This window comes from Sulfitobacter sp. D7 (assembly GCF_003611275.1).
Classification (GTDB): Bacteria; Pseudomonadota; Alphaproteobacteria; order Rhodobacterales; family Rhodobacteraceae; genus Sulfitobacter; species Sulfitobacter profundi.
The window spans coordinates 2,668,237-2,691,257 of record NZ_CP020694.1 but is presented as its reverse complement, the minus strand read 5'-3'; the positions used below and the strand labels follow the sequence as shown (position 1 = coordinate 2,691,257).

24 protein-coding genes are annotated in these 23,021 nt (G+C 62.7%); 18 read left to right on the top strand and 6 right to left on the bottom strand.

What is annotated here, in order from left to right; translation table 11 throughout:
- Window positions 1–85: 85 nt before the first annotated feature.
- The 10 genes from coxB to B5M07_RS12970 all read left to right on the top strand — a co-directional run bounded on the left by coxB (window position 86) and on the right by B5M07_RS12970 (window position 9,161).
- Window positions 86–1,003, top strand: a complete 918-nt coding sequence (gene coxB, locus B5M07_RS13015; RefSeq protein ID WP_120351633.1) for a cytochrome c oxidase subunit II — start codon at window positions 86–88, stop codon at window positions 1,001–1,003.
- Window positions 1,004–1,063: 60 nt separating this feature from the next.
- Window positions 1,064–1,999, top strand: a complete 936-nt coding sequence (cyoE, locus tag B5M07_RS13010; RefSeq protein WP_120351632.1) for a heme o synthase — start codon at window positions 1,064–1,066, stop codon at window positions 1,997–1,999.
- Window positions 1,999–2,166 carry a cytochrome C oxidase assembly protein gene (locus B5M07_RS13005; protein WP_120351631.1) on the top strand — a complete coding sequence of 56 codons (168 nt, stop codon included), beginning with the start codon at window positions 1,999–2,001 and terminating at the stop codon, window positions 2,164–2,166. Before cyoE ends, B5M07_RS13005 begins: the two co-directional genes overlap by 1 nt.
- The gene (locus tag B5M07_RS13000; RefSeq protein WP_120351630.1) at window positions 2,166–2,741 is read left to right on the top strand and encodes a cytochrome c oxidase assembly protein; all 576 of its coding nucleotides are present in this window, start codon (window positions 2,166–2,168) and stop codon (window positions 2,739–2,741) included. Before B5M07_RS13005 ends, B5M07_RS13000 begins: the two co-directional genes overlap by 1 nt.
- A gap of 35 nt (window positions 2,742–2,776) precedes the next feature.
- The gene (locus tag B5M07_RS12995) at window positions 2,777–3,583 is read left to right on the top strand and encodes a cytochrome c oxidase subunit 3 (RefSeq protein WP_120351629.1); all 807 of its coding nucleotides are present in this window, start codon (window positions 2,777–2,779) and stop codon (window positions 3,581–3,583) included.
- 95 nt (window positions 3,584–3,678) lie between these two features.
- Complete coding sequence (locus B5M07_RS12990; protein ID WP_120351628.1) at window positions 3,679–4,365, top strand: SURF1 family protein; 687 nt, start codon at window positions 3,679–3,681, stop codon at window positions 4,363–4,365.
- A gap of 4 nt (window positions 4,366–4,369) precedes the next feature.
- Entirely contained in the window at window positions 4,370–5,758 is a 1,389-nt protein-coding gene (thrC, locus tag B5M07_RS12985) for a threonine synthase (protein WP_120351627.1), read from the top strand.
- Complete coding sequence (locus B5M07_RS12980) at window positions 5,755–7,017, top strand: M16 family metallopeptidase (protein WP_120351626.1); 1,263 nt, start codon at window positions 5,755–5,757, stop codon at window positions 7,015–7,017. Before thrC ends, B5M07_RS12980 begins: the two co-directional genes overlap by 4 nt.
- Window positions 7,017–7,601, top strand: a complete 585-nt coding sequence (locus B5M07_RS12975; RefSeq protein ID WP_067621886.1) for a GNAT family N-acetyltransferase — start codon at window positions 7,017–7,019, stop codon at window positions 7,599–7,601. The genes B5M07_RS12980 and B5M07_RS12975 overlap by 1 nt, the downstream gene beginning before the upstream one ends.
- A gap of 144 nt (window positions 7,602–7,745) precedes the next feature.
- The gene (locus B5M07_RS12970) at window positions 7,746–9,161 is read left to right on the top strand and encodes an FAD-binding oxidoreductase (RefSeq protein ID WP_120351625.1); all 1,416 of its coding nucleotides are present in this window, start codon (window positions 7,746–7,748) and stop codon (window positions 9,159–9,161) included.
- Here B5M07_RS12970 and B5M07_RS12965 read toward each other — a convergent pair.
- On the bottom strand, window positions 9,158–9,688 hold the full coding sequence (locus B5M07_RS12965) for an adenine phosphoribosyltransferase (protein ID WP_067939895.1): 531 nt from the start codon (window positions 9,686–9,688) through the stop codon (window positions 9,158–9,160). The two genes, B5M07_RS12970 and B5M07_RS12965, sit on opposite strands and share 4 nt — an antisense overlap.
- 168 nt (window positions 9,689–9,856) lie before the next feature.
- Window positions 9,857–10,729, bottom strand: coding sequence for an S-methyl-5'-thioadenosine phosphorylase (locus B5M07_RS12960; RefSeq protein WP_120351624.1), 873 nt, complete (start codon window positions 10,727–10,729; stop codon window positions 9,857–9,859).
- Window positions 10,730–11,017: 288 nt separating this feature from the next.
- On the opposite strand from B5M07_RS12960, the gene B5M07_RS12955 reads away from it, so the two are divergent.
- Window positions 11,018–12,649 carry a SulP family inorganic anion transporter gene (locus B5M07_RS12955; protein ID WP_120351623.1) on the top strand — a complete coding sequence of 544 codons (1,632 nt, stop codon included), beginning with the start codon at window positions 11,018–11,020 and terminating at the stop codon, window positions 12,647–12,649.
- A gap of 291 nt (window positions 12,650–12,940) precedes the next feature.
- On the opposite strand, the gene B5M07_RS12950 is transcribed toward B5M07_RS12955, so the two are convergent.
- Window positions 12,941–13,546: a flavin reductase family protein gene (locus tag B5M07_RS12950; RefSeq protein ID WP_120351622.1), complete on the bottom strand. Its 606-nt coding sequence runs from the start codon at window positions 13,544–13,546 to the stop codon at window positions 12,941–12,943.
- A 105-nt stretch (window positions 13,547–13,651) separates the two neighbouring features.
- Here B5M07_RS12950 and B5M07_RS12945 point away from each other — a divergent pair, with 105 nt between their 5' ends.
- Together B5M07_RS12945 and B5M07_RS12940 are read left to right on the top strand one after the other, a co-directional pair.
- Window positions 13,652–14,131, top strand: coding sequence for a GNAT family N-acetyltransferase (locus B5M07_RS12945; RefSeq protein ID WP_120352264.1), 480 nt, complete (start codon window positions 13,652–13,654; stop codon window positions 14,129–14,131).
- A 51-nt stretch (window positions 14,132–14,182) separates the two neighbouring features.
- A complete protein-coding gene (locus B5M07_RS12940) occupies window positions 14,183–14,950 on the top strand; it encodes an EcsC family protein (RefSeq protein ID WP_120351621.1) in 768 nt (255 codons plus the stop codon).
- On the opposite strand, the gene modC is transcribed toward B5M07_RS12940, so the two are convergent.
- The 3 genes from modC to modA are packed head-to-tail and all read right to left on the bottom strand — an operon-like array spanning window position 14,951 to window position 17,455.
- Window positions 14,951–16,036 (bottom strand): molybdenum ABC transporter ATP-binding protein, encoded by a 1,086-nt coding sequence (gene modC, locus B5M07_RS12935; protein ID WP_441351392.1) that lies wholly within the window; start codon window positions 16,034–16,036, stop codon window positions 14,951–14,953. It abuts the gene before it with no gap.
- Window positions 16,036–16,728, bottom strand: coding sequence for a molybdate ABC transporter permease subunit (modB, locus tag B5M07_RS12930; RefSeq protein ID WP_120352263.1), 693 nt, complete (start codon window positions 16,726–16,728; stop codon window positions 16,036–16,038). Before modB ends, modC begins: the two co-directional genes overlap by 1 nt.
- A complete protein-coding gene (gene modA / locus B5M07_RS12925) occupies window positions 16,718–17,455 on the bottom strand; it encodes a molybdate ABC transporter substrate-binding protein (protein WP_120351619.1) in 738 nt (245 codons plus the stop codon). The genes modB and modA overlap by 11 nt, the downstream gene beginning before the upstream one ends.
- Before the next feature lie 111 nt (window positions 17,456–17,566).
- Between modA and B5M07_RS12920 the strand changes: the two genes are divergently transcribed.
- From B5M07_RS12920 to ptsP, 5 genes are all read left to right on the top strand, one after another.
- Window positions 17,567–18,034 (top strand): NUDIX hydrolase, encoded by a 468-nt coding sequence (locus B5M07_RS12920; RefSeq protein WP_120351618.1) that lies wholly within the window; start codon window positions 17,567–17,569, stop codon window positions 18,032–18,034.
- Between the two features lie 94 nt (window positions 18,035–18,128).
- Complete coding sequence (locus B5M07_RS12915; protein ID WP_120351617.1) at window positions 18,129–18,587, top strand: DUF1178 family protein; 459 nt, start codon at window positions 18,129–18,131, stop codon at window positions 18,585–18,587.
- Between the two features lie 58 nt (window positions 18,588–18,645).
- Window positions 18,646–19,290, top strand: a complete 645-nt coding sequence (locus B5M07_RS12910) for an SDR family NAD(P)-dependent oxidoreductase (protein WP_120351616.1) — start codon at window positions 18,646–18,648, stop codon at window positions 19,288–19,290.
- Between the two features lie 87 nt (window positions 19,291–19,377).
- Window positions 19,378–20,616: an aspartate kinase gene (locus tag B5M07_RS12905; protein ID WP_120351615.1), complete on the top strand. Its 1,239-nt coding sequence runs from the start codon at window positions 19,378–19,380 to the stop codon at window positions 20,614–20,616.
- A 161-nt stretch (window positions 20,617–20,777) separates the two neighbouring features.
- The gene (gene ptsP / locus B5M07_RS12900; RefSeq protein ID WP_120351614.1) at window positions 20,778–23,021 is read left to right on the top strand and encodes a phosphoenolpyruvate--protein phosphotransferase; all 2,244 of its coding nucleotides are present in this window, start codon (window positions 20,778–20,780) and stop codon (window positions 23,019–23,021) included.

The window sequence follows — 23,021 nt, the reverse complement described above, 5'->3', positions numbered from 1 at the left end:
ATCCAGGATTACAACGGCACCGGGTCGCAGCAGCGGTTTGGGGTGCCTTATCGGCTTCTTAATGGTCACAAGATCAGGACGACATATGAAACATCTACTCCCCCTTTCCGGTCTTTTGACCAGCCTTGCCGCCCTGCCTGCATTGGCACAGGACAGCCTGCGCATTGACGGGCTTGATGTCATCGGCAGACCTGTTGACGGCGAGACAGGCTTTCAACCCGCTGTGACGCGGGTGGCGCAGGATATTCACGATCTGGATTACCTGATTCTCGTGATCATCACGCTGATCACCATTTTCGTGACCGGTCTGATCATCTGGGTCATGATCCGTTACAACAAGAAGCGGAACCCGAACCCCTCGTCCTTCACGCACCACACCCCGATTGAGATCGCTTGGACGATCCTGCCGATTCTGGTCCTTGTGCTGATCGGTGCCTATTCGCTGCCGATCCTGTTCCGCCAGCAGGAAATCCCCGAAGCCGACATCACCATCAAGGCCATCGGCAACCAGTGGTACTGGACCTATGAATATGTCGACGAAGAGATTGCCTTTGACAGCTACATGATCGGTGCTCCTGCCACGCTGGGTGACGGCGACGAAGATGTGACCCCCTTCGTGTTGAACGACGCGATGGTCGCCAAGCTCGAAGACGAAGGCTATGCCCGCGAAGACTTCCTGCTGGCCACCGACACATCGGTGGTGATCCCCGTGGGCAAGACCATCGTGGTGCAGGTTACGGCAAGCGACGTGATCCACTCTTGGACCATCCCCGCTTTCGGCGTGAAACAGGACGGCGTGCCGGGCCGTTTGGCGGAACTGTGGTTCACCGCCGAACAGGAAGGCGTCTACTTCGGTCAGTGTTCCGAGCTTTGCGGTCAGGCCCACGCCTATATGCCGATCACCGTCAAAGTCGTCTCGGAAGAGGCCTATGCGGAATGGCTCGGCAACGCCAAGGCGGAATATGCTGGCATCGAACAGCCGCTGACCGTCGCCTCTAAGTAAGCCAGTGCCACGGGGCAGGGCGCAGGCCCGTGCCCCGTGTTTACCCTTGGAAGGTTCGGGATGACTGACATCACCAATACGCCAACACGTGAATACGACGCGCAGCTGGGGGATTACTTCGCCCTGCTGAAACCCCGCGTCATGTCGCTTGTCGTCTTCACGGCCTTCGTGGGGCTGTTGGCCGCACCGGTCTCGGTCAATCCCGTCATCGGCTTTTGCGCGATCTTGTTCATTGCCATCGGCGGCGGCGCCTCGGGCGCGCTCAACATGTGGTGGGATGCCGATATCGACGCGGTGATGCGCCGCACGCGCGGGCGTCCGATCCCCTCGGGCCGGGTCCAACCCGGAGAGGCGCTGACCCTCGGTGTGGCGCTGTCGGGTCTGTCGGTGATGATGCTGGGTCTGGCGACCAACCTTCTGGCGGGGGGGATGCTGCTCTTTACCATCCTGTTCTACGCCGTGTTCTACACCATGTGGCTCAAGCGTTTGACGCCGCAGAACATTGTCATCGGCGGTGCCGCCGGGGCCTTCCCGCCGGTGATCGGCTGGGTCGCCGCCACGGGCAGCTTCTCGGTCGAGGCATGGTTGATGTTCGCACTGATCTTCATGTGGACCCCGCCGCATTTCTGGGCGCTGGCGCTCTTCATGCGCTCTGACTACGACGATGCCAAAGTGCCCATGCTGACCGTGACCCACGGCCGCCTGGCGACGCGACTGCATATCCTCGTCTACACGGTTCTGCTGGCCGCGTTGGCCATTGGCACAGCCTTCACCGCCATCGGTGGCATCTTCTACTTCGCCGTGGCGCTGATCTTGAACGCCGCCTTCCTGCTGGGCGCTTACCGCATCTGGAAGCGGGACGAGGTTATGGCTGAGGGGGACGATTATGCCGAAGAGCGCAAGTTCTTCCGCCTGTCGCTGGCCTATCTCTTTTTGCACTTCGGGGCGATTCTGGGCGAAGCGGCCCTGCGCACCTTTGGATTGGGGGGCTGGTAATGGGCATCCGACCAGAACACGAGCTTCACGAACGCCGCCGGGGCCGCAACATCGGCGTGGGCCTGATGCTGGGTGCCTTCGTGGTGCTGATCATGGCGCTGACCTACGTCAAGATCACGCAAACGGATTTTGAACTGCCGGCCAATCAGCGTGAGGTGACCCAGTAATGGCGCTTTCCGGTCCTCAGAAAACAGTGATGCAAACCGTGAGTGTCGTGGTGCTGATGGGCGGTTTGGCTTGGGCATCTGTCCCTTTCTACGATTGGTTCTGCCGCGTGACAGGCTTCGGCGGGACGCCGGGGCAGGTATCGGAAGGCAGCGCGGATGTGCTCGACCAGACCGTCAAGGTCCGCTTTGACGGCTCGCTCAACGATGGCATGCCGTGGGAGTTCAAACCCGTGGTGCGTGAAATGGAAGTGCGGATCGGCGAGACCGGACTGGCCTTCTACGAAGCCTATAACCCCACCGACCACGCCGTCGCGGGGCAGGCCAGCTACAACGTGACCCCCTATACCGCCGGGCCGTTTTTCGAAAAGATCGACTGCTTTTGCTTTACCGAACAGGTGCTGGCACCGGGCGAGCGCGTGCAGATGCCGGTAAGCTTCTTCGTCGATCCGGAAATGGTCGAAGACCGCGATGGGAAGTTTGTACATACCATCACTCTGTCCTATACATTCTACGAAATTGACCTGCCCGAGGGCTATGCCGCCCTCGATCAGGACAGCGCCACATCAACGAATTAACGACCTGATTAAACAAAGGTGAGGGACCCGCAACCATGGCCCATGCAAAAAACCACGACTACCATATTCTCCCCCCCTCGACCTGGCCGCTTTTGGGGTCGGTAGGCGGATTTGCCATGCTGGCGGGCGCCGTCCTGTGGATGCACGGAATGACGCCCTTCGTCTTCTTGGGCGGGCTGGTCGCCACACTTTACGTCATGTTCGCATGGTGGTCCGAAGTGGTCTCTGAAAGCGAAGTGGGCGATCACACCGGTGTGGTGCGGATCGGCCTGCGCTATGGCTTCATCCTGTTCATCATGTCCGAAGTCATGTTCTTCGTCGCGTGGTTCTGGTCCTTCTTCAAACAGGCCCTTTACCCGATGTATGAGTATGTCGGCTCAGAGTACGTCCAGCCCGAAATCCACGCGGTTGACGCCTTTCACCTGCCGCTGATCAACACGCTGGTGCTGCTGCTGTCGGGCTGTGCCGTGACATGGGCCCACCACGCGCTGGCGCATGAGAACAACCGCAAGGACCTGATCTCGGGCCTGACCATCGCCGTGATCCTCGGCGTGCTCTTCACCGCGTTGCAGGCTTACGAATACTACGAACTGCTGGTCCATGACGATTGGACCTTCGGCGGCGATATGTATTTCTCCAGCTTCTTCATGGCGACCGGCTTCCACGGCTTCCACGTTGTGATCGGCACGATCTTCCTCTTCGTCTGCCTGCTGCGCGCCATGCGCGGCCACTTCACCCCCGAACGCCACGTCGGCTTCGAGGCGGCGGCGTGGTACTGGCACTTCGTTGACGTGGTCTGGCTGTTCCTCTTCTTTGCCGTCTACATGTGGGGCCAGCCCTAAACATAAGGCGGGGTTGCATCCGCGCCCCACACCCGTAAAACCCAAACGCGCGAAGCCCTCTTCGCGCGTTTGTCGTTTCAGCCAGAGAGATTCGAATGCGGCGCAGCCTGTTCTTCATCATCGTCGGCCTTGGCGGGGCAGCCATCCTCGTCGCACTCGGGGCCTGGCAGGTGCAGCGGCTGGCATGGAAAGAGGCGATCATCGCCGATATCAACGCCCGGATCACCGCCGCTCCGGTGGCCTTGCCCCGCGATCCTGACCCACAAGCCGACGCCTATCTGCCCGTCACGGTCAGCGGAGAGATCGGGGCCGAGGCGCTGCATGTGCTGGTCAGCCAGAAGCAGAAAGGCGCAGGCTACCGTGTCATCGCGCCCATGACCTTGGAGGATAGCCGCCGCATCCTCGTCGACCTCGGCTTTACCGCCACAGCGAACAAAGACGCCATCGCCCCCGCGGGCAGCGCCACCCTGACCGGCAACTTGCAATGGCCCCAAGAGGTCGACAGTTTCACGCCCGAAGCCGACACCGAAAGCAACATCTGGTTCGCCCGGGATGTGGAGGTCATGGCTGACACGCTCAACACCGAGCCGCTCCTCGTCGTGGTCCGCGACGGCAGCGGGCCGGACCCCAAGATCACGCCGCTGCCCGTGGATACCGCCCGTATCCCCAACGATCACTTGCAATATGCGATCACCTGGTTTTCCCTCGCCGCCATCTGGCTGGCGATGACCGTTCTTTTCCTGCGCCGCCGCCGCGCCCCTGCAACGCCGAAAGTCGACTGACCCTATGCGCTATATCTCTACCCGTGGCACCGCCCCTGTCCTGTCCTTCGAAGAAGCGATGCTGACCGGCCTTGCCCGTGACGGCGGGCTCTATGTGCCCGAAACCATCCCGACGCTTACGCCTGAGCAAATCAACGCCATGCAGGGCCAAAGCTACGAAGAGGTCGCCTTTACGGTTATGCGCCCCTTCATCGGCGACACGTTTACCGACGACGAATTCCGCGCCATCATCGCCCGCGCCTACGAGGGTTTCGGCCACACCGCCCGCGCACCCCTGGTGCAACTGGCTCCGAACCACTTCCTGCTGGAACTCTTCCACGGCCCGACATTGGCGTTCAAAGACTTCGCCATGCAGTTGATCGGCCAGATGTTTCAGGCCGCTCTGGGTCGCAAGGGCGAGCGGGTGACCATCGTCGGCGCGACCTCGGGCGACACCGGCTCGGCCGCGATCGAAGCCTTCAAGGGGCTTGATAACGTCGATGTTTTCATCCTCTACCCGCATGGTCGGGTGTCTGACGTGCAGCGCCGCCAGATGACCACGCCAGCGGAGTCCAACGTCCACGCGCTGGCCATCGATGGCGATTTCGACGACTGCCAAGCGCGCCTGAAAGACATGTTCAACGATTTTGACTTCCGCGATTCCGTGCGGCTGGCAGGGGTGAACTCGATCAACTGGGGCAGGGTGCTGGCGCAGGTGGTTTACTACTTCACAGCCGCTACCAGCCTCGGCGCACCGGGCCGCGAAATCAGCTTCACCGTGCCCACCGGCAACTTCGGTGACATCTTTGCTGGCTACATCGCCAAACGCATGGGCCTGCCCATTGCCGATCTGGTCGTCGCCACCAACCAAAACGACATCCTGCACCGCTGTCTCTCAGGCCAAGGCTACCACAAAGGCGGCGTAACCCCGTCAATCAGCCCCTCGATGGACATCCAGGTCTCGTCCAATTTCGAACGCGCCCTTTTTGATGCATACGACCGCGACGCCGGTGCCGTGGCGCAACTGATGGACGAATTGGGGCAGGGCGGTTTCGATGTCTCCCAAGGCGCCATGCAGGCGCTGCAAGACACCTACCGCTCGGGCCGCGCCTCGGAAGAAGAAACCAGTGCCACCATCACCGACCGCCGCCGCACCACGGGCGAGCTGCTCTGCCCACATTCCGCCGTTGGCGTGAAAGTCGCAGATGAGCTGCGCGATCCGGCCACCCCGATGGTCACGCTGGCCACCGCGCATCCGGCCAAATTCCCCGACGCGGTGGAAGCCGCCACCGGCATTCGCCCGCCCCTGCCGCCGCGCATGGCGGACCTTTTCGACCGGGAAGAACGTTTCACCCGGCTGCCCAATGACCTCGACGCGCTGAAAGCGCATATCAAAGGAAACCTCCCCGCGTGAGCCTCCAACAGACCACATTGCCCAACGGCTTCCGGATCGTCACCGAACATATGGAGGGGCTCGCCTCCTCCGCCATCGGCGTCTGGGTGAACGCAGGCGCACGACACGAAACGCCTCAACAAAACGGCATCGCGCATTTCCTTGAACACATGGCCTTCAAGGGCACCGCCACCCGTTCGTCGCTGCAAATCGCCGAAGCGATCGAAGACGTGGGCGGCTATATCAACGCCTATACCTCGCGCGAAGTCACCGCCTATTACGCCCGAGTGCTGGAAAACGACGTGGCGCTCGGCCTCGACGTGATCGCCGATATCCTGCGCAACCCGGTGCTGGACCCTTCTGAGGTTGAAGTCGAACGCGGCGTGATCCTGCAAGAGATCGGCCAAGCCCTCGACACGCCCGACGATGTGATCTTCGACTGGCTCCAAGAGCAGGCCTATCCAGATCAACCCATCGGCCGCACCATCCTCGGCCCGTCCGAACGAGTCTCGGCCTTCTCGCGCGACGATCTGCAACGCTTCATCGCGGACCACTACGGCCCCGAGCAGATGATCCTCTCGGCTGCCGGTGCCGTGGACCACGACAAGATCGTAAAACTGGCCGAAAGCCTCTTTGGCGACATGCCCTCGAAAAAGCTCTACCAGATCGACAGCGCCCGTTTCGGCGGGGGCGAGTTCCGGCAGGTCAAGCAGCTTGAGCAGGCCCATTTCGCCCTCGGCTTTGAAAGCCCCGGCTACCGCTCGGATGACATCTACATCGCCCAAATCTACGCCTCTGCCTTGGGCGGCGGCATGTCTTCGCGCCTGTTTCAAGAGATCCGCGAAAACCGCGGCCTCTGCTACACGATCTTTGCCCAAGCAGGCGCCTATGCCGACACCGGGATGACCACGATTTACGCCGGCACCAGCGCCGAGCAATTGCCCGAACTGGCAAACATCACCATTGACGAGATGAAGCGCGCGGCCTCTGACATGTCCCCCGCCGAAGTCGCCCGCGCCCGCGCCCAGATGAAAGCCGGACTGCTCATGGGGCTGGAAAGCCCCTCGAACCGCGCCGAACGTCTGGCCCGCCTCATCCAAATCTGGGACCGCGTTCCGCCCCTCGAAGAGACCGTGGCCCAGATCGACGCCGTCACCACCGGCGATGTGCGCGATTTCGCCGAGCGCATGGCGACCCAAGCTCCGGCGGCGTTGGCCCTCTACGGCCCGGTCGACAGCGCACCAACGCTCGACGAGCTTCACAGCAGACGCGCCGCCTGATGCTGCTGGGGCGACGCAAACTGCGGATCGAAACGGAACGGCTGACCCTGCGTCCGCCGATCCATGCCGATTTCCGCGCCTGGTCCGCCCTGCGCCGCGCCAGCAACGACTACCTGCGCCCGTGGGAGCCGACATGGGCCGAGGATCACCTCACCCGCAAGGCTTTCACCAACCGCGTCTACTGGGCGCAGCGCTCGGTGTCTTCGGGCAACGCCATGCCACTCTTCCTGATCCGCCGCAGCGATCAAAACCTCGTCGGCGCCATCACGCTCGACAACATCCGCCGCGGCCCCGCGCAATCCGGCACGCTCGGCTATTGGACGGGCGAACCCTTCGCCCGCCAAGGCTACATGCGCGAGGCGATAGAGGCGACGGTGCATCAGGCCTTCACCCGGCTAGATCTGTCCCGCATCGAGGCCGCCTGCCTGCCGGAAAACCAAGCCTCCCGCGGCCTGCTCGAAAAGGCGGGCTTTAAATATGAGGGCGTCGCGCAAAGCTATTTGCAAATCGATGGCCGCTGGCGGACCCATGTGCTCTATGCCTCCCTCCGTAAAGATCGGCGCGGCCGCACGGATGTCGGCTAGGTCTCCGGGCGCTGTCCGAAACGTCCCCCGGGTCCCGCAGGGTTCACACAGGGGGAACACTCCCCCATCCCCATCAAGCATCCGCACCGACTGTTCATACGCTTTGCCCTTGCATCCTCCCGCCCTGCGCAGGATCAAAGGACCATGACACTGAACCCCGCCGACACAGCCTTCACCGATACCCTGCGCGCACAACTGCCCGACGACGTGCTGCGCAAGCCCGAACAGCGCTACCTCGAAGAACCCCGAGGCCGCTACGCCGGGCAGGGCGGTGTGCTGGCCCTGCCGCGCAGCACCGAAGAGGTCGCCACCCTGATCCGCGCCGCCCATGCCGCCCGCGTGCCGGTGGTGCCCTATGGTGGCGGTACCGGCCTTGTCGGCGGCCAGATCAGCGGCGATGGCCCAGCACCCCTGATCCTCTCCCTCGAACGCATGAACCGCATACGAGCCGTCCTGCCCGAAGAGAATGTGCTGGTCGCCGAAGCGGGCGTCATCCTCGCCGATGTCCAAACCGCCGCCGAAGAAGCAAACCGCCTCTACCCCTTGTCCCTCGCCGCCGAAGGGACGGCGCGCATCGGCGGCACACTCTCGACCAACGCAGGCGGCACCGGCGTGCTGCGCTACGGCAATGCCCGCGACCTTTGCCTCGGTCTCGAAGCCGTCCTGCCCGACGGCCAGATTTGGCACGGCCTCACGCGCCTACGCAAAAACAACACCGGCTACGACCTGCGCAACCTGCTGATCGGCGCCGAAGGCACGCTCGGCGTGATCACCGCCGCCGCCCTCAAACTCTACGCGCGCCCGGCCCGCAGTGGCACCGCGTTGATGGTCGTCGAAAGCCCAGCGGCGGCGCTGACGCTTCTCTCCCTCGCGCGGGACCACTTGGGCGAAATGATCAGCGCTTTCGAACTGATGCACCGCAGAAGTTTCGATTTCCTTAACGAAACCCTGCCCAACATCCGCCAACCCTTCGCCGAAACCCCGCAATGGAGCGTCTTGATCGACATCGGCACCCCCGGAGAGATCGATACCCACGCCGCGCTAGAGACACTCTTCGCCGCCGCCCTCGACGCAGGGCTCGTCTCGGACGGTGTCATCGCCCAAAACGCCCAGCAGGCCCAAGATTTCTGGACGATCCGCGAAACCATCCCAGAGGCCAACCGCCTGATCGGCTCGGTCTCCAGCCACGACATCTCGGTACCGCTCGGCGCAATCCCCGAATTCATCACCCGCGCCACCAAAGCGCTGAACGCCCTCGGCGATTTCCGCATCAACTGCTTCGGCCATGTCGGAGACGGCAACCTGCATTACAACGTCTTCCCCGCAAAGGGCAAAACCCGCGCCGATTACGAAGATCAACGCGATGATGTGAAAGGTCTGGTCCACGATCTCGTCCATGAACTCGGCGGGTCATTCAGCGCGGAACATGGCGTGGGCCGCGTCAAGGTCGATGACCTCGAACGCTACGGCGACCCCGCCAAGCTCGCCGCCATGCGGGCGATCAAAACGGCCCTCGACCCCAAGGGCATCATGAACCCCGGTGCCGTCCTACGCGGTTAAAGCCCGTCGAAAGCGCAAAGCGCATGGACCTCTTTGCCAAGCGCTTCCAAACGCTTGCGCCCGCCCAATTCGGGCAGATCAATGATAAAGGCGCAAGAGACGATCTCACCCCCCAAACGCTCAATCAGTTTGATCCCGGCCTCCGCCGTACCACCCGTGGCCAGCAGATCGTCCACAACCAAAACCTTCTCGCCCGGCTTGATCGCATCGTCATGCAGCTCAACAATGGCCTCGCCATATTCAAGCTTATATTCTTGACTGATCACCGTGCCGGGCAGCTTGCCCTTCTTGCGGATCGGCACAAAACCCACGCTCAATTGATGCGCAATCGCCCCGCCAAGGATGAAACCGCGCGCTTCCAACCCGACCACCTTGTCGATGTTGATCCCCGCATAGGGATGCAGCATCTGGTCGATCGCCATGCGAAACCCGCGCGGATCGGCAAAAAGCGTTGTCACGTCACGAAACATGATTCCCTCATGGGGGAAATCTACGATCGTGCGAATATAATCCTGAACCTGTTTCATGCCGCCCTTCCGCGTGTTTGACCGGACCCGTCTTAGCGCAACGCGCCGCCCGGGCGAACCCCCCATCTGCGCCCGCCGCACAACATCCAGAAAGGGGCGCCAACCCCCCTCCCTTCATCCTTTCTTAAATACCGTCCGCACTCAGCCAAGCAGGGCCTCCGCCCGCGGTCAAAGCATCCGCCCCGCCACCGCATCCAGCTTGGCCAGCAACTCAGGATCGCGCGCATCCGGCTGGGTCAGGATCGCAAACTCCAGCGCCCGGTCACAGCCATGCGGGCAGGGCGCGCGCTCGGCACCCAAAAGCGCGGGCAGGCGCGAGACCATGGCGCGGCCCTTGTCGGCATTGCCCATCAAGGTGGCGATGATCTGCGTTACATCCACCTCACCGTGATCCGGATGCCAGCTGTCATAGTCGGTGATCATTGCGACAGAGGCATAGCAAAGCTCTGCCTCGCGGGCCAATTTCGCCTCGGGCATATTGGTCATGCCGATCACATCCGCGCCCCAGCTTTCGCGGTACATTTTCGATTCCGCCAATGTCGAGAACTGCGGCCCCTCCATTGCCAGATAGGTGCCGCCACGGTGCACGTTAATGCCCGCGTCCCGCGCGGCGGTCTCGCAGGCGTCGCTTAACCGCGGGCAGGTGGGATGGGCGACAGAGACATGGGCCACGCAGCCGGGGCCGAAAAAGCTTTTCTCGCGGGCCATGGTGCGGTCGATGAACTGATCGACGACCACGAAATCCCCCGGTGCCATCTCCTCGCGGAACGACCCGCAGGCGGAAACGCTGATCACATCCGTACAGCCCAATCGCTTGAGCGCGTCGATATTCGCGCGGTAGGGGACAGAGGTCGGCGTATGCACATGCCCCCGGCCATGGCGCGGCAGAAAGACCATGGCGACCCCGTTCAGCGTTCCGGTCAGCACCTGATCCGACGGCGCGCCCCAAGGAGTCTCAACCGTGACCCAATCGGCATCCTGAAGCCCGTCGATGTCGTAAATGCCGGAGCCGCCGATCACGGCGATTTTCGTATCTGTCATGGAGGGAGCCTGTGCCTTGGATGGTTGCCGGTAAGGCCCAAAGAACCTCATAGAATGCCACGGGGATCAAGTGTTTTTGCCAAGAGACGCGACACGTCTGCGTCAGGAGGTACCGGTCCTGCGCCGCTTACTCGGTCCGCCAAAGTGTTTCTGCATTGCAGCAAACTCTGCCCGAGGGGAGGCAATACGCTTTTCTTTGCGGCGAAATTCCTCTAGATGCAGCCAAAAGCGCCCCGCATCCGCGGTCAGGGCGCTATATCCGTTTTCCGAAAGTCAAAGGACGCCCCCATGCGCGCCACGCTGCACAATTTTGCCAAGAACCTTGATGTGACCGATCTGCGTTGGATGCCGGATGACGGTTTCTCCATCGGGCGGCTGCGCATCGAATTGCTGTCGGGGCTGACCGTGGCGCTGGCCTTGGTGCCCGAAGCGGTGGCTTTTGCTTTTGTCGCCGGGGTACACCCTCTGGTCGGGCTTTATGCCGCCTTCCTCGTTGGTCTCATCACCGCGCTGATCGGTGGTCGGCCGGGTATGATCTCGGGCGCCACAGGCGCGCTGGCGGTGGTCATGGTGGCCTTGGTGGCGCAGCATGGGGTTGAATACCTCTTTGCCACCGTGGTGCTGATGGGGCTTTTGCAGATCTTCGCAGGGGTCATGCAGTGGGGCAAGTTCATCCGGCTGGTGCCGCATCCGGTGATGTTGGGCTTCGTCAACGGCCTTGCCATCGTGATTTTCCTTGCCCAGATGAGCCAGTTCAAAGTGCCCGGCACCATGGTCGATACCGGCCACGGCATGGGCGGTGGCGAATGGCTTTCGGGCCAGCCGCTCTACCTGATGCTGGCGCTGGTGGCGGCAACCATGGCGATCATCTGGATCACCCCGCGCATCACCAAACTGATCCCCGCGCCGCTTGCGGGCATCGGGGTGATTGCCGCTCTGGTGATCGGTTTCGGCCTCGACGTGCCGCGGGTGGGCGATCTGGCTTCGATCCAAGGCGGACTGCCGAGCCTGCATATCCCCATGGTGCCGCTCACTTGGGAAACCTTTGAGATCATCTTGCCCTATGCCGTGATCCTCGCCGCCATTGGCCTGATCGAAAGCTTGCTGACACTGAACCTTGTGGGTGATCTTACCGGCAAGCGCGGCGGCGCCAGCCAAGAGTGTATTGCCCAAGGTGTGGCCAACACGGTCACCGGTTTCTTCGGTGGCATGGGCGGCTGCGCGATGATCGGTCAGTCGATGATCAACGTGAAATCCGGTGGTCGCACCCGTGTTGCCGGGATCGCGGCGGCAGTGTTCTTGCTGCTTTTCATCCTCGTTGGTTCCTCGGTGATTGAACTTATCCCGCTTGCCGCCCTCGTTGGCGTGATGTTCATGGTGGTGATCGGCACCTTCGCTTGGAACTCGCTCACCATCCTGCGGAAAGTGCCGCTGATCGATGCCTTCGTCATCATTCTGGTGACGGTGGTGACCGTGATGGAAGACCTCGCCGTGGCGGTGGTCGTCGGTGTGATCGTCTCGGCGCTGGCCTATGCCTGGAACAACGCACGGCGCATCCATGCAAGCACCCGTCAGTCGGTGCGCGAGGAAGGGGCCAAGGTCTATGAGATCCACGGGCCACTGTTCTTCGGCTCCTCCGATGGTTTTGCCGAGCTTTTCGATGTGGAAAACGACCCCGAGGTCGTGATCGTCGATTTCGCCGACAGCCGGGTGGTGGATCAATCCGCGCTACAGGCGATTGAGGCGATGGCTGCGAAATACGAGGCGGCGGGCAAGCGTCTGCAGTTGCGTCACCTGAGCCGCGATTGTCACCGGTTGCTGACCAAGGCGGGGCATCTGATGGTCGATAGCGATGACGACCCTGATTATGAACTGGCGGTTGATTACGACGTGCGCACCGGGGTTCTGGGCGGGCACTGAATGGAAAACCCGGCGCCAAGAGGTGCCGGGTTTTGTTTTTTGTTCGAGGTTACCACCGGCCCGGAAACAAGCCGAAGGCGCCGGGCCATCGCCTGCCCGCCCGTCACGCCAAAGGCGTGCCGTATCATTCTGAGCGCACCTCCGGTGCGACCGGGTAGGCGATCCGGCGAGGCTAGGCGCGACATAGAGAACGCACATCACGACTGAACCATAAAGTGGCAGTTGGCCTTGTCTCATCGCCGACCCGCGGGCAGGCGATGACCCTTGCATCTCGACGGCAGCCCTCAGCCTTCAATCATCCGGCCGCTTCAACTCGAACACATCCCGCACCACCGTGTAATCGCGATAGCCCAGACGCGACAGCGGCTGGAACTGCGTCACGTCAAACCGTCCGTCCACCACACAATCATCGCGCATATGCACGCCCACGACCTCACCGAAAACCGCGAAGTTCGCCTCTCCCGGCAGTTGCACGATCTGCGTCAGCTTGCATTCGAGGCTGGCAGGCGCATTGGCCACCCGCGCGCAGGCGATCTGTTCGCATTCGGCTTTGTCGATCCCGGCGCGCGCGAATTCGTCTTCGCCATGGGGCAGGGTGGCCGAGGTCACGTTCATCACGTCGCGCGCCGCATATTCCACCACGTTTACGCAAAACACCCCGGTCTCGCGGATGTTGGCCACGGAATCCTTGGTGCCGTCCACGTCTTCCTTGGCGCTGGTCGAGGCGAACATCACCTGCGGCGGCACATAGGCCACAGCGTTAAAGAAAGAATAGGGCGCGAGGTTGTCGCGGCCCTGACCGTCACGGCTGGAGATCCAGCCGATGGGGCGGGGGCTGACGATGGCGTTGAACGGATTATGCGGCAGACCATGGCCGTCTTCGGGACGATAGAACATGAACACTCCTTGATGGTTTGCACCCATGGCTAGCCTCATGCTACGTCCAGCGCCACCCGCAATTGCTCCTGAAAGCCTCCGGCCTTGCATCAGACGCCCTACAAGATGACCCCGGAGGGGCCCGCCGACCATTGGGAGGTCGAAGCGCTTTACGACACCTGTTTCGCGCCGGGGCGCGAGGCGCTGTCGTCTTACCGGCTACGCGACGGCGTGCCGCCTGTGGCGGGGCTGAGCCATGTGGCGCGCGACAGTGCGGGCATTCTGGCGGGCGCGATCCGCTATTGGCCCGTGCGCATCGGCGCGGCGAACGCACTGTTGCTTGGCCCGGTGGCTGTGCACCCGACAAGGCAAGGCGAAGGGCTGGGCGCGGGGCTGATCGAAACCTCACTAGAGCAAGCGGCCCCGCTGGGGTGGGAACGTGTGATGCTGGTGGGCGACGCGCCTTATTACAACCGCTTCGGCTTTACCCTGCTGCAAGACGTAGAGATGCCCCCGCCCACGAACCCCGCGCGCATCTTGGGCCGCGCCTTGGCCGAGGGGGCTTGGGCCGGGGTCACCGGCAAGGTTCGCCGCTGGCACGATTGATTTTACCCCAGACCCGACCCACATTGAGCCTAAGCTCAAAGAGGGACGCCCATGCAGATCGAAAGCAACCTGCTCAGCACTATTGATGTCGACGCCCGGCTGGATGAAATCGCCCGCCGCTATAAACAGGCGGGCGGCGTGGGCATTCATGTGCTGAACCTCATCGGCGGCAGCGCGGATGGGTTGATCGACCGATTGCCGGGTGCAGTGCGCCGCAATCTCGAAGGGGCGACGATGAAGGCGCTCGGCCATGCCATGCAGGCCGCCCATTCCAGCCGCAGCTATGTGAAGGACCAGCAGGGCTGGCTGAACCAAGCGGTCTCAACCGCCATGGGGGCCGCTGGCGGGGCCGGGGGGCTGCCCACTGCATTGGCCGAACTGCCCGTGACCACAACGCTGCTTTTGCGTGTCATCCAAGGCGTGGCGGCAGAACATGGGTTTGATCCGGCGGCTGAGAATGTGCAGTTCGACTGCGTCCATGTCTTCACCGCTGCAGGGCCGTTGGCCGATGACGATAGTGCCGATCTGGGGTTTCTGACGGTCCGCATGGCGCTGACGGGCCGCGCGATGAACGCGGTGATCGCCCGCGTGGCCCCACGGCTGGCATTGGTGATGGGGCAAAAGCTAGCCGCGCAGGCGGTGCCGGTGCTGGGCGCTGTGGCCGGGGCGGCGACAAACTATGCCTATACCAGCTATTACCAAGACATGGCCCATGTGCATTTCGGCCTGCGCAGACTGGCGATAGAGGCGGATATCCCGCAAGAGGATCTGGTTGCCCGACTGCGACAGAAAATGGGTCGGATGCCGCCCAAGATCTGATCAGCGCCCGATACTGCCCGGCGCTACGGTGGTGGCCTTGATGATGGCGTAGCACCCCATCCCCTCGCGCAGATCAAGATCGCGCACTGCCCGCGCCGTGACGCGGGCAAGCAGGCGGTCACCGCCCGCGTCCAGCGCAATGGCAGCGCCCGGCCCGTCACCGGGGTGCACGGCATCCACCCGCACGGGCAGAATGTTAACCGAAGACAGCCCCTCGGGCCGCTGGCGCGACAAGATCACATCCTGCGCCAAGACCCGCAGCCGCACCCGCGTGCCTATCGGCGCTTGCACCCCCGGCAATTCCAGCTGCCCCGCTCGCACGGCGAGGGTCGAAAGCCCGTCTTCTGCATGGGCGATGACGTCAGCCTCCAGCACCGCACCCGCTTCGCGCACGCCCAGCAGGGGCACGGCGGCGGGGTCGGCCATGACATCAAACAGCGCGCCCTGCGCCTTTAGCCGCCCGTTTTGCAACAAGACCAGCCGATCGGCGAGCCGGGCAATCTCATCCACCGCGTGGCTGACGTAGAGGATCGGCAGGCCCAATCCCCCGTCGCGCAGGCGTTCGAGATAGGGCAAAATCTCTTGCTTGCGCGGGCCATCGAGGCTCGCCAATGGTTCGTCCATCAGCAGCAGGCGCGGATGGCAAAGCAGGGCGCGACCAAGGGCAACACGCTGTTTTTCTCCGCCCGACAGGGTCGCCGGGGCACGGACGAGCAAGGGTTCAAGCCCCAGAAGCGCCACGACATCCTCAAAGTCCGCACCTTGGCTGCCGCGCGGGGCATAGCGCGCGCCGAAGGTCAGGTTCTTGCGCACATCAAGATGCGGAAAAAGCCGCGCATCCTGAAAGACATAGCCCAGCCTGCGGCGATGTGGCGGCACCCAGATGCCGCGCTGCGTATCCAAGAGCACCTCACCCTCCAACACCACGCGGCCGACATCAGGGCGCAGCAATCCGGCAAGCGCGTTGATCACGGTCGTCTTGCCCGCACCAGAGCGGCCAAAAAGCGCGGTGATGCCCCCTTCGGTGGTGAATGACAGGTCCAGATCGAAGCCGTCGAACCGATGCCGCAGCGTGACCTCCAGCATCAGCGCGCCCCCGCGATGCGTCTGGCGACCCGCCGGGCCAAAGCTTCGGAAAGCAGCACGGCGGCCAGCGCCACCAGCCCGGCCAGCGCCGCCATGGTCAGCGCGCGGCTCTCACCGCCCGGCACCTGCAATGCCGTCCAAATCGCGCTCGGCAGGGTTTGGGTCTGGCCGGGGATATTGGCAACGAAGGTGATCGTGGCACCGAATTCGCCCATCGCCTTGGCAAAGCCCATCACCGCCCCGGCAAGGATGCCGGGAAAGATCAGTGGAAGGGTGACGCGGCAGAACACGCTGATGCGCGGCGCGCCAAGCGTGGCGGCGGCGGCCTCGATCCGTGGGTCAACGGCTTCGATCGCCAGCCGCATGGCGCGGACCATCAGCGGAAAGCTCATGATCAGAGCAGCCAGCACTGCGCCGGTCCAATGGAAGGCAAGGCCGATGCTGAAACTCTCTAACAGACGACCCATGGGGGCGTTGCGGCCAAAGCTCAACAGCAGCAGATAGCCCGTCACCACTGGCGGCAGAACCAGTGGCAGATGGACCAACGCGCTCAACACGCCCTTGCCGCGAAACTCCTTCCGGGCGAGGATCCACGCAACCCAAAGCGCCAGCGGCAGAGAGCAGAGCATCGCCACAGTCGCCACCCGCAGCGACAACAAGAGCGCGGCCCAAGCGGCAGCGTCAAGATCCATGATCGGCCCGAAGGAAACCATGATCCTCAAGGATCGTCTGCGCCTTTTGCGTGATCAGGAAATCGACCAGCGCGGTGCCTTCCGGCGTCAGGGCAGCGGCGGGATAGGTGATGGGGGCATGGGTATCGGCAGGCACCTCATAGACGATCTGCACGTCCTCCTCGGCATGGGCGTCACTGGCATAGACCACGCCAAAAGGCGTATCACCGCGCGCGACCAAAGCCAGTGCGGCGCGGACATTGTCGGTCTCGGCCAATTGGCTTTGCAGGCTCTCCCATAGACCCTCATGGGTCAGCCATTCGCGGGCATAGCTGCCTGCGGGCACCGCATCGCGTTGGCCCATGGCGAGCCGCCCCATGCGGCCCAGCCGGGCGGGCAGGTCGGCAGGCTGGGACAGCGCGGCGGTGCCACGGGGGGCGATCAGCACCAAGTGGTTGCGGGCGACGATCTGGGCCTGCTCGGCGGTGCTAACCCCTTGATCTGACAGCCAATCCATCCAATCTGTGTTCGCCAGAAGGACGACATCCGCAGGTGCTCCGGCAGCGACCTGACGCGCCATCGTGCCCGAACCGCCGTAGGCCACGACCAATGGCGCGGGGAACGCTTCTGCGATCTCCTCCAGCGCGCCGCGTAGGCTGGCGGCGGCAAAGACGGTCAGCGGAGCCTCGGCCCGAAGGGGGAGGGCAAGGCCGCAGAGCAGGGTCAGAAGGGCGCAAAATCTTATCATTTTGGTAGTATCTTTGATGCATTGAAGGGGGGCAAGTGCATATGGCCAGACAAGGATTGCCGCGCTAGGGTGAAGGCGAAAACAACCAGCCAGAGGGCGCGGCTGCGACGGATGACGACACAGGCACCGATATCGCTGAACGGCGGACAAAAGGACGATCTGCGCATTCAATTTTCAGCACTTTGCTGGCGTCGTAAACGTGGCAAGTTGCAGATCTTGCTGATTACCTCGCGCGGCAGCAAGCGTTGGATCATTCCCAAGGGCTGGCCGATGGACGGTAAAACCCCCGCCGCTTCGGCTCTGGTCGAGGCATGGGAGGAAGGCGGCGTCGTGGGGCAGGTGCGCGGGCAATGTCTGGGCGTTTATAGCTATGCCAAAACCGGGGAGGATGGGGCAGTGCCCTGTTTGGCAATGCTTTACCCGGTGAAGGTCAAGACATTGGCGAAACAGTTCCCCGAGAAGGGACAGCGCAAGCGGCTGTGGTGCTCGCGCCGGAAAGCTGCGCGGCTGGTGGATGCGCCCGATCTGGCGCGGTTGATCCGCGATTTCGATCCGCGCAGCGGCGGTCTGGCGGGCTGATTGCGCGACAATGGCACGTGCGGGCCGATCCCGCCTGTCTTGACCTCGTTCCTGCGGCAGCCCATTTAGAGCAGAGAGTTCAAGGACCGGGTGAATGATCCGTTATGCGTTGAAATGCGAGGCCGGACATGGCTTCGACAGTTGGTTCCAATCGGCGGCAGCCTTTGACAGCCTCGCCCGCGGCGGCCATCTGAGCTGTGCCGTCTGTGGGTCGGCCGAGGTGCGTAAATCGCTGATGGCCCCGCGGGTCACCTCGGGCGAGTGCGCCCCCGAAGCGGTCGAGAAACCGCAGCCCGCCGAGAAACCCGCGCCGGTCCTGTCCAATCCGGCGAGCGATGTGGAAAAAGCGCTGACCGCGCTGCGCAACAAGGTCGAGGCGACCTCGGACTATGTCGGCAAGAATTTCGTTCGGGAAGCGCGCGACATGCACGCGGGGCGCACGCCCGAACGCGCGATCTATGGCGAAGCGCGGCTGGATCAGGCCCGCGCCTTGATCGAAGAAGGCGTCCCGCTGATGCCCCTGCCGTTCAAACCCAAACGCCAACTTTCCTGAAGGCGCATTCTCGCAAAGGCGCATTCTGGTAAAGGCCGATTCTGATAAAGGACCCTCCATGACCATTGTGATCACAGGCGCGAGCCGCGGCATCGGCGCGACGCTGGCCGCACAGTATAAAGATGCAGGCGAAGAGGTGATCGGCACCGCCCGCGGCGCGGGGGCGGAGGCCGTGTTGGATGTGACCGACCCGACAAGCCACGCCGCTTTTGCCGCAAGCCTCGCGGACCGTCCGCTGGACTTGCTGATCTGCAATGCAGGCGTCTATCTGGATAAGGGCGATGATCTGGATGCGGGCTTTGGGCCCGACCTCTGGGCGCAGAGTTTCGCGACCAATGTGACCGGGGTTTTTCTGACGGTGCAATCGCTCCTGCCGAACCTGCGTGCGGCAAAGAGCGCGAAAATTGCGATTATCGCCTCGCAGATGGGGTCGCAGACGCGGGCACCGGGGGGCAGCTATATCTACCGCGCCTCCAAGGCGGCGGCGATCAATCTGGGGCGCAATTTGGCGGTGGACCTGAAGCCAGAGGGCATCGCGGTGGGGATTTACCACCCCGGCTGGGTGCGCACTGATATGGGTGGTGATCAGGGCGAAATCAGCGTGGCGGAGTCTGCCCAAGGTCTTGCCCAGCGGATCGCTGCGCTTGATCTGGCGCGGACGGGCGCGTTTGAGACATGGGATGGCCGGGCGCATCCGTTCTAGGGCACTCGACATAACGTCATGTTAAATAGGCTTGCCCTTGCCGTGCCGTGGGCTTAGACCGCGCTGGACTGTTGCGCGGGGGACAATATGCCTGTTCTGGTTATGAAATTCGGTGGGACTTCGGTCGCCACTTTGGACCGTATCCGCCGCGCGGCAAAGCGCGTCGGCGTTGAGGTGGCCAAAGGCTATGACGTGATCGTCATCGTTTCGGCCATGTCGGGCGAGACGAACAAGCTGGTGGGCTTTGTCAACGAGACTTCGCCGCTTTATGACGCGCGCGAATATGATGCGATCGTGTCGAGTGGCGAGAATGTCACCGCCGGGCTGATGGCGCTGACCTTGCAGGAAATGGACGTGCCCGCGCGGTCTTGGCAGGGTTGGCAGGTGCCGGTGCGTACCACCGATGCCCATTCCGCCGCGCGGATTGAGGAAATTCCAACAGACAACATCACCGCCAAATTCGGCGAAGGCATGAAGGTTGCCGTGGTCGCAGGCTTTCAGGGCATCAGCCCGCAGGGCCGGATCACCACGCTGGGCCGGGGTGGGTCGGACACGACCGCCGTGGCCTTTGCCGCGGCCTTCGGTGCGGAGCGCTGCGATATCTATACCGACGTGGACGGCGTTTACACGACCGACCCGCGGGTCGAATCCAAAGCACGCAAACTTGACAAGATTTCCTTTGAAGAGATGCTGGAACTGGCCTCTCTCGGGGCGAAGGTTTTGCAAACCCGGTCGGTCGAGCTGGCGATGCGCTACAAGGTTAAACTGCGCGTGCTGAGCAGTTTCGAAGAACAATCTGACGATGCCGGGACGCTCGTCTGCGATGAGGAGGAAATCATGGAAAGCAATGTGGTGGCCGGGGTCGCGTTTTCCCGTGATGAGGCAAAGATGACCTTGGTGTCCGTGGCGGACCGCCCCGGCATCGCGGCGACGATCTTTACCGCGCTCAGCGAAGGTGGCGTGAACGTCGACATGATCGTCCAAAACATCGCCGAAGAAGGCCGCACCGATATGACGTGGTCTTGCCCCGTCGATCAGGTGATCCGCGCCGAAAAGGCCATGGAGAAAGCCCATGAAGAGGGCATCATCAACTATCAAGAGTTGATCGCCGACAAGGGTGTGGCCAAGGTTTCCGTGGTGGGCATCGGCATGCGCAGCCACACCGGCGTGGCCGCTAAGATGTTCAAAGTCCTCTCGGATGAGGGGATCAACATCAAGGTTATCACCACCTCTGAGATCAAGATCAGCGTGTTGATTGACCGCAAGTATATGGAGCTGGCCGTGCAGGCGCTTCATGATGCTTTCGAGCTTGATAAAGCCGCTTAAGCATCTGCGATCAAATGGGTTTTACGCGAGGTCGCGCCTCGCGTAAAACTGCAGCATCCCGCCGATATGCTGGCAGAGGATGCAGGGTATGTCGCGAATAGCATTTCTATCCTTGCGCGAGTGCGCTAAACCCTGCTCCAGAGGGACAGGGACCAGATCATATGGCCGAACGGGTTGAAACAGAAAGCCGCAAGCTGCTGGGGCGGCTGCGTGATGCGATGGCCAGTGATGTGGCGGGGCAAGCGCGGCTCGATAAGATCACCCAGTTGATCGCCAACTCCATGGGCTGCGAAGTCTGCTCGATCTATCTGTTTCGCGACGAAGACACGCTTGAGCTTTGTGCCACCGAAGGTCTGAACGAGGCGGCGGTGCATGAAACCCGTATGAAACTGGGTGAAGGTCTGGTGGGGCGCGTGGCTAAACGCCGCACGGTGATCAATACGCCCGATGCGCCGCAGGCTGCCGGTTTCCGTTTCATGCCAGAGACGGGGGAGGAGATTTATTCTTCGTTCCTTGGCGTGCCGATTCAACGCCTGGGCGAGACGCTGGGCGTCTTGGTGGTGCAGTCGAAACAGGCACGCGAATTCTCGGCAGATGAGGTCTACGCGCTTGAGGTCGTGGCCATGGTGCTGGCCGAAATGGCCGAGCTTGGTGCCTTTGTCGGCGAGGGCGCGGCGATGTCGGCGCGCCACAGCCAGCCGGTTCTGCTGCGCGGCACCGTAGGGCAAGAGGGCGTGGCCGAGGGCCATGTCTGGCTGCATGAGCCGCGGGTGGTGGTATCCAACCCCATCGCCGATGACCCGGAGCGCGAGACGGAGCGTTTGACCGAAGCGGTCGAGCAATTGCGCGTCAGCGTTGACCAATTGTTAAGCCTTACCGCCGACAAAGAGCAGCAACAGGTGCTCGAAGCCTACCGCATGTTCGCCAATTCCAAAGGCTGGATGCGGCGCATGGTGGAGGATATTCAAAGCGGGCTGAGCGCCGAGGCTGCGGTCGAGAAAGAACAATCCATGGCCCGCGCCCGTCTGGGGCAGGTCAACGACCTTTATCTGCGGGAACGTCTGTCGGATTTGGATGATCTGTCGAACCGTCTGCTGCGCAATCTGACGGGGCAGGGCAGTGATACCGGGGCGGAGATGCCGGTCGATCCGATCCTTGTGGCGCGCAACATCGGCCCGGCAGAATTGCTGGACTATGGCCGGACGCTGCGCGGCATCGTGTTGGAGGGCGGCTCTGTCGGGTCGCACGCGGCTATTGTGGCGCGGGCACTGGCGATTCCACTGATCGTCCACGCGAGCCGCATCACCAATGATGCGCTGAATGGCGATCACATCATGGTGGATGGGGAACAAGGTGTGGTGCATCTGCGGCCCGATGATACCGTGGCCACGGCCTTTCGTGACAAGATCGCGATGCAAGCGGCGGCGCAGGAGCGCTATGCCTCGATCCGCGATAAACCGGCTGAGACGAAATGCGGGCGGATCATCAGTCTGCAGATGAACGCGGGGTTGATGGCCGATCTGCCCTCGCTCGAAGGGTCGGGGGCCGAGGGCGTGGGGCTGTTCCGCACCGAATTGCAGTTTCTGGTGCGCAACCAGATGCCCCGCCGGACCGAGCTTGCGGCGCTTTACGCGCGCGTGCTTGATGCCGCGCATGGCCGCCGGGTGGTGTTTCGCACGCTCGACATCGGCTCGGACAAGGTACTGCCCTATATGAAGCCTCATGATGAGCCGAACCCGGCTTTGGGCTGGCGCGCGATCCGGGTGGGCCTGGACAAACCCGGTGTCATGCGCATGCAGTTGCAAGCCTTGATCCGCGCCGCTGCGGGCCGCCCGCTGGCGGTGATGTTTCCCTTTATCGCCCAGTTCGAGGAATTCCGCGCCGCCCGCGCCGAGGTCGACAAGGCAATGGAGCGCGAGCGTATCTTGGGCCATGTGTTGCCCGAAAAGCTGGAAGTCGGCGCCATGCTTGAGACGCCCAGCCTCGCCTTTGCGCCAAAGAAGTTCTTTGAAGAGGTTGAGTTCCTGTCGATCGGGGGCAACGATCTGAAACAGTTCTTTTTCGCCGCTGACCGTGAGAACGAGCGGGTGCGGCGGCGGTATGACACGCTGAACGTCTCTTTCCTGACCTTCCTTGAGGGCATTGTGGAGCGCTGTGCGCAAACCGATACGGCACTGTCTTTCTGCGGTGAGGATGCGGGCCGCCCGGTCGAGGCGCTGTGTTTCGCGGCTATCGGGCTCAAGACCCTGTCGATGCGCCCGGCCTCAATCGGGCCGGTCAAGAGCCTGCTGCGGCGCTGCAACCTTGATGACGTGCGCGAGGTTATCCACGCGGCGCGCGAGCGGGGTGAGATGTCGGTAAGAGGCGCGGTGATGGACTACGTGCGTCAGCAGCACCAGCATTGA

What these genes read in the sequence shown, in the direction of transcription:
- B5M07_RS12905 (WP_120351615.1), top strand. Translation starts at nt 19,378, where the DNA reads ATGCCTGTTCTGGTTATGAAATTCGGTGGGACTTCGGTCGCCACTTTG.
- B5M07_RS12995 (WP_120351629.1), top strand. Translation starts at nt 2,777, where the DNA reads ATGGCCCATGCAAAAAACCACGACTACCATATTCTCCCCCCCTCGACC.
- B5M07_RS12950 (WP_120351622.1), bottom strand. Translation starts at nt 13,546, where the DNA reads ATGTTCTATCGTCCCGAAGACGGCCATGGTCTGCCGCATAATCCGTTC.
- thrC (WP_120351627.1), top strand. Translation starts at nt 4,370, where the DNA reads ATGCGCTATATCTCTACCCGTGGCACCGCCCCTGTCCTGTCCTTCGAA.
- B5M07_RS12910 (WP_120351616.1), top strand. Translation starts at nt 18,646, where the DNA reads ATGACCATTGTGATCACAGGCGCGAGCCGCGGCATCGGCGCGACGCTG.
- ptsP (WP_120351614.1), top strand. Translation starts at nt 20,778, where the DNA reads ATGGCCGAACGGGTTGAAACAGAAAGCCGCAAGCTGCTGGGGCGGCTG.
- modA (WP_120351619.1), bottom strand. Translation starts at nt 17,455, where the DNA reads ATGATAAGATTTTGCGCCCTTCTGACCCTGCTCTGCGGCCTTGCCCTC.
- B5M07_RS13000 (WP_120351630.1), top strand. Translation starts at nt 2,166, where the DNA reads ATGGCGCTTTCCGGTCCTCAGAAAACAGTGATGCAAACCGTGAGTGTC.
- B5M07_RS12965 (WP_067939895.1), bottom strand. Translation starts at nt 9,688, where the DNA reads ATGAAACAGGTTCAGGATTATATTCGCACGATCGTAGATTTCCCCCAT.
- B5M07_RS12975 (WP_067621886.1), top strand. Translation starts at nt 7,017, where the DNA reads ATGCTGCTGGGGCGACGCAAACTGCGGATCGAAACGGAACGGCTGACC.
- B5M07_RS12920 (WP_120351618.1), top strand. Translation starts at nt 17,567, where the DNA reads ATGACGACACAGGCACCGATATCGCTGAACGGCGGACAAAAGGACGAT.
- B5M07_RS13005 (WP_120351631.1), top strand. Translation starts at nt 1,999, where the DNA reads ATGGGCATCCGACCAGAACACGAGCTTCACGAACGCCGCCGGGGCCGC.
- B5M07_RS12960 (WP_120351624.1), bottom strand. Translation starts at nt 10,729, where the DNA reads ATGACAGATACGAAAATCGCCGTGATCGGCGGCTCCGGCATTTACGAC.
- B5M07_RS12990 (WP_120351628.1), top strand. Translation starts at nt 3,679, where the DNA reads ATGCGGCGCAGCCTGTTCTTCATCATCGTCGGCCTTGGCGGGGCAGCC.
- modC (WP_441351392.1), bottom strand. Translation starts at nt 16,036, where the DNA reads ATGCTGGAGGTCACGCTGCGGCATCGGTTCGACGGCTTCGATCTGGAC.
- B5M07_RS12945 (WP_120352264.1), top strand. Translation starts at nt 13,652, where the DNA reads ATGACCCCGGAGGGGCCCGCCGACCATTGGGAGGTCGAAGCGCTTTAC.
- B5M07_RS12940 (WP_120351621.1), top strand. Translation starts at nt 14,183, where the DNA reads ATGCAGATCGAAAGCAACCTGCTCAGCACTATTGATGTCGACGCCCGG.
- coxB (WP_120351633.1), top strand. Translation starts at nt 86, where the DNA reads ATGAAACATCTACTCCCCCTTTCCGGTCTTTTGACCAGCCTTGCCGCC.
- B5M07_RS12970 (WP_120351625.1), top strand. Translation starts at nt 7,746, where the DNA reads ATGACACTGAACCCCGCCGACACAGCCTTCACCGATACCCTGCGCGCA.
- cyoE (WP_120351632.1), top strand. Translation starts at nt 1,064, where the DNA reads ATGACTGACATCACCAATACGCCAACACGTGAATACGACGCGCAGCTG.
- modB (WP_120352263.1), bottom strand. Translation starts at nt 16,728, where the DNA reads ATGGATCTTGACGCTGCCGCTTGGGCCGCGCTCTTGTTGTCGCTGCGG.
- B5M07_RS12955 (WP_120351623.1), top strand. Translation starts at nt 11,018, where the DNA reads ATGCGCGCCACGCTGCACAATTTTGCCAAGAACCTTGATGTGACCGAT.
- B5M07_RS12915 (WP_120351617.1), top strand. Translation starts at nt 18,129, where the DNA reads ATGATCCGTTATGCGTTGAAATGCGAGGCCGGACATGGCTTCGACAGT.